Source organism: Massilia sp. PWRC2 (assembly GCF_049896725.1).
In the GTDB taxonomy this organism is placed as follows: domain Bacteria; phylum Pseudomonadota; class Gammaproteobacteria; order Burkholderiales; family Burkholderiaceae_D; genus JAFCUW01.
The window spans coordinates 1-4705 of record NZ_JAFCUW010000028.1; the positions used below are offsets into that span (position 1 = coordinate 1).

2 protein-coding genes are annotated in these 4705 nt (G+C 62.7%); both read right to left on the reverse strand.

Going from position 1 to position 4705, the window contains the following annotated elements; all coding sequences use genetic code 11:
- Positions 1-305: 305 nt before the first annotated feature.
- Entirely contained in the window at positions 306-2690 is a 2385-nt protein-coding gene (locus tag ACP7BZ_RS22760) for a penicillin acylase family protein (RefSeq protein WP_426117454.1), read from the reverse strand.
- A 118-nt stretch (positions 2691-2808) separates the two neighbouring features.
- Positions 2809-4470 (reverse strand): hypothetical protein, encoded by a 1662-nt coding sequence (locus ACP7BZ_RS22765; RefSeq protein WP_426117456.1) that lies wholly within the window; start codon positions 4468-4470, stop codon positions 2809-2811.
- Between the last annotated feature and the right edge of the window lie 235 nt (positions 4471-4705).

Here is a 4705-nt window from a genome sequence, read left to right on the forward strand (position 1 = left end):
CTTCTTTGTGAACATTTGATAATTTAAGTATGCAGTGACCGAAGTCACTGGCACTTTCATCAAACGCCCACACTTATCGACTGTTAATTGTTAAAGAACTTTATTCGGTACTGATTCTGTGCGGTGCGAAGCGTTGTGTTCGCTGCAGCAGAGAGGAAAGATTATGCAGCGTTTCGCGCATTACGTCAACCTCTATTTTGTTACCCTGTTTTTGCAAACAGCCTCAAGTTGTTGCTTTTGTTATGCCATTTCTCGGGGATGCGAACTATAGCAAAGGGGCGAGCGCAGCGCAAGGTGCCCCTGCTTTATTCTTCCAGAACGGTGGGGCGGTATTCGGGATCGCTACGCACCTGCTGCGCCGTGAACGGTAGTTGCGGCCATCGTTTTGCCGAGTACAGCGGCAGCTGGTCGCTGTAATACGGCGAGGCCGGATCGACCGACTGCCCATAGGCGAGCAGGCCAAAGGCGAGCGGACCGGCATCATCGAAACCCACACTCTGTATATAGCTGCTGCCCCAGGCGATGTCATGATAGCCACGGGCGTCCAGCGCGCTGCGCAGGTGGATCGAATTGTACGACCCGTCGATGTCGCCGACGGCGCCATGCAGTGGTACGCGCACACCACCGCGCGTCTCATCCTGGTAGTCGCCAAGCCGGCCGTCGAGCGCGACGCCCAGGGCTTGCAATTTGCGGGCGGCACTAGCCAAGGCACCGAGCATGGCTGGCACGGCGGCCGGCGCCAGGCCGCGCGGGGTGCGCACCGGGTCGGCCGGATCGAAAGCGACCACCCATTTACGGTCGATGGCACTGGCGATGTTCCAGAATTCGCGAAATAGCACCGCCCCCCGACTGTCCAGATTGGCCCGCCGGTCCCACGCCGCCAGCGCCTGGCAGGCCGGCAACAGCGCTGCATCGACGACACGAAAGCACGCCGGCAGTAACTCGGGCAGCACCAGTTCGGCAGCGTAGATGCGATCGGCAAACATCAGCGTCTGCGCGTCCTCGAGCGCGAACGGCCGGCCCTCGGCAATGCGCTCCTCCATCTGCAAGAAGCCGATGCGGGTGCGCAGCATTTGCTCGACACCGGTGCGCCCATATAACGGCGAATAGCCGCGCGGCGCCGGCCCTTCCAGCAAGGCGCGCGGATTGCTCAGCCAATAGCTGTCGTTGGAGTTACCCACATAATCGCTGCGCATCAGCCACGGCCCCGACGCCGGCGCACTGATGCCCGCAGGGACACCGGGATCGGCGCCCCAGCCGCAAGCACTGCGGGCACCGTCGAACGTGAGCAGGGCCTCGTTGATCAGGCAGTTCGATGCGAACTTGTCGGCACTAACATGCGGCACCACGCTGGCATCGGCATACAGGGTGCCGCCCTCGCGGTCGGCAGCGATGGTATTCACCCACGGTAGGCCGACGATCTGATCGAGCGCGCCCTTCAACTGGCCGACGTTGCGCGCCGAGCCGATCGCGATCCACTGCGCCATCAGGCGCGTGTTGTCACGGTTGGCGTCCGCCAGGACGTAGGCGACGCTGCGGCTCCAGTCCAGCCCTGCATCGGACTTGACGAGGACGGCGCCGTGCTGACTGAACCAGAAAGTCTTGCTCTTGCTGCGGATACGCCCATCGGCTTCAAGCAGCTCGACCGACACCGTGCGCGACGTCATGGGGACGGCGGCGCCATCAACCAGGTACGTAGTGCCAAGCCGGTCGCGCGTATCGAGTGCGAGGCGCACTGTGGTGAAATGACGCGCCTGTGTGACGGTGTGGGTCCACGCCACATCCCGGTTAAAACCGATCACCACCATCGGCAGGCCGCCCAGCGTCACCCCCATCGCATCGTATCGCCCCGGAATCGTCAAGTGCGCCTGATAAAACCGGTCAGTACTGGTCCAGGGGTAATGGGGATTGCCCAGCAAGATGCCACGGCCGTTGGCCGACAGGTCGCGGCCGATCGCCAGGCCATTGCTGCCCAATTGATCGGTGCGCGCGCGCGCCAGTCGCGCCGCCACAAAACGCGCATCGAAGCGGCGCACCGGCTGGTGCGCCGCTATCGGCGCCTGGCCGGGTATGCGTGCGGCGTCGACGATTTCTTGGGCGAACACTTCACCGCTGGCGTGCAGTGCCTTCTCGGCAATGAGCAGCATGACATCGTCAGCGGTGATCGGGCGCACCCAGGCGGCGCCGGCGCAGGCAGCCGGATAGCGTCCGCCGGTGTCGCGCAGGTAGCGGTTGTAGCCGCCTGCATAGCCTTCGAGTAAATCGCGCGCTTCCTGGGCGCCGCCGGCATACGCGGCGCGCAGTGGCGCCAGATCGAGATAGCCCTTGAAAAAAAAATCGCTGTCTTCGTTGTTGAGCGACAGATAAAAACTGGCGGCGCCGTACTCGCCATTCGCGGGTGCGGTGGCGTAAGTGGCGCCGCCGAAATAACGCGAGCGTTCACCGCGCACAGTCAGCAAGCTGTCGGCCAGCATGCACAGGTTGTCTTGCGCGTAGGCATACGCCAGGCCCATGCCCAAGCCGCGAAAATTCGCGGCGGTGACGTGCACGATGCCGTGCGTGGTGCGCGCCAGCTCGACCCGCGAGGGTGGCAGCGGCGCTGGCTCGCCACCGTGCCAGTCACAGGCGCACAGCAAGCACGAGCCAAGCAACAGCGCTGCGAGCTGGCCAGTTCGACGACAAGCCACCATGTTGTCCTCCGTGACGATTGTTCAGACCGGCACTGATCATGGCGGCACAGGGTGGCCGCGTATTGAGGAAGATCAAGGTCTGACAGTCAGGAGCGGCGAACGATGGATTTGCCAGACCTCAAGCGCGGGCGGCAACTTTCTTCTTGCGCCGGCGCCACAAAGCGCCGCCGCCGCACAGACTGGCAATACCAAGGGTCGCCACCGGCAATGGGACCAGCGATGGAGCCACTGGCGCGATGATGGTGGGATCGCGCAACGCGGCGGGGAATGGTCGCGGTGGCACCGGCACCACCTGCCACTTGTCCTGGTCCGGCGGCACCCGCGACATATAATCGTCGAAGGAATAGGCGGGTGCCGCACCAGTAACCCGGCTCGACGGCAGCTGCGCCATGTTGACCACGATGATGGCCTCAACATCGTCCTTCAGCTGCTGCTCAAAAGGTGACAGCGTGCGCGGCGTCGCTGGCATGGCGCCGACCAGCTGCAGCAAATCGAGCCCCAGCGCGTCAAATGCGACCGCCGGCAACAGGCGGGTAGTCTCTTCCGTCAGGTAGTCATAAATGCCGCGCCCCTTGGTCAAGCTCACTTCCTTTGCTGCTACGTAGGCGTAGGCACCGATCGCCTTGACTGGACTGGTGGGCCCGCGCTGCGGCACATTCCAGCCCAGCGCCTCGAACACGTCGATGCTCAATCCGGCGCAATTGCTGGCGGCGGCGCCATACATCAACTCATGGCGATAAAAATGGTTCATGCTGCGCTGCACGCCGCCCTGGTAGGCGACCGCGGTGCGTTCCTTGTTTAACACTGCCACCAGCATGGTCGACGGCCGGTAGTATTGCTGGCCACTATTCAGATCCATCAGGTAATTATCCATCGGCACGGTGGCGGCAATGATGCCTTTTTCACTGACCGAGTCCAGATTATAAAAATTGTTGACGGCCCAGTCCGCCCATTCGCCCTTGCTGCCGAAGCGCCCCGTGGCCACGGCAAAGTGACCGCCAATGGATTCGTCATCGTCCCCCTGGGCGCCATTGAGCACCAGGCCCAGCACCGGCTTTCCTGCCAGCACGCGGGCGGCGCCGGGCGAACGTTCCCATAGCAGACGGGCATTGAGCTTGCCGTCACTGGCACTGGCGCGCTGCTGCACAAAAGCAGACAGCGCGCGCGAATTACCCAGAGGCGCCAGCGCTAAGCGGCTGCCGTCGAGGGCATAGTCGGCCGGCCAGATGGTGCGGGCGACAAATACGGGCTTGCCGTCGCGCTCGCTGGTGGTGCCGCGCATACGCACCGGGCGCTCGCTAAAAAACGCCATGGTGGCGGCCGTCACATACGAACGGTTGGTGGACAGTTTTGGCACCACCGTCAACGCCATCGGGGCGCCGGCCGCCGGGGTCACGCTGGTGCCGTGACCATCGATGCGCGCGCTATCGATAAGTTGGGGGGCGCCAATCCAGGTCACCACGGGATAAGCGAGCTGCTGCGCCGCAGGCGTCGCTGCCCATTCGCGGATATCCACACGACGGTCCAGTCCAGCAGTGACGCCGGCGGTGGACGTCCCGCGCAGCGGCGCGGCGATAAATTCATTTTGAAAATACCAGAGTGACTGCGGCGAGCTGGCACAGTCGCCGCACTTGCCGTTGGTCAGCTTCAATCGGCCGGCATCGAGCAATCCAATCCTCTCGTTTTGCAGCGCCGTTTTGATGCCGGTCGGCAGCGGCTGGGCGTGGACGGCAGCGCCGGCGAGCAGGACCGAGACGGCGATCAAAGGGGACCAGGACATGGCGGCGATCTTTCTAAAGAGAAAGTGAGATGGTTGCCCGCTTTCTCAAGCTCGATCTTGAGCTACGGCATTGTTTCTCGCAGCTTATCACTTGCGACCGGCAACAGGCATGTTGCACGCGCAGACGTAAAAAAACCCCGCACATCACTGTACGGGGTTTTCTCACTATAACTAGCCTGACGATAACCTACTTTCACACTGGTTGCAGCACTATCATCGGCGTAATATCGTTTCA

Excerpts from the sequence above, each read along its gene's own strand:
- ACP7BZ_RS22760 (WP_426117454.1), bottom strand. The coding sequence starts at position 2,690 with ATGGTGGCTTGTCGTCGAACTGGCCAGCTCGCAGCGCTGTTGCTTGGC.
- ACP7BZ_RS22765 (WP_426117456.1), bottom strand. The coding sequence starts at position 4,470 with ATGTCCTGGTCCCCTTTGATCGCCGTCTCGGTCCTGCTCGCCGGCGCT.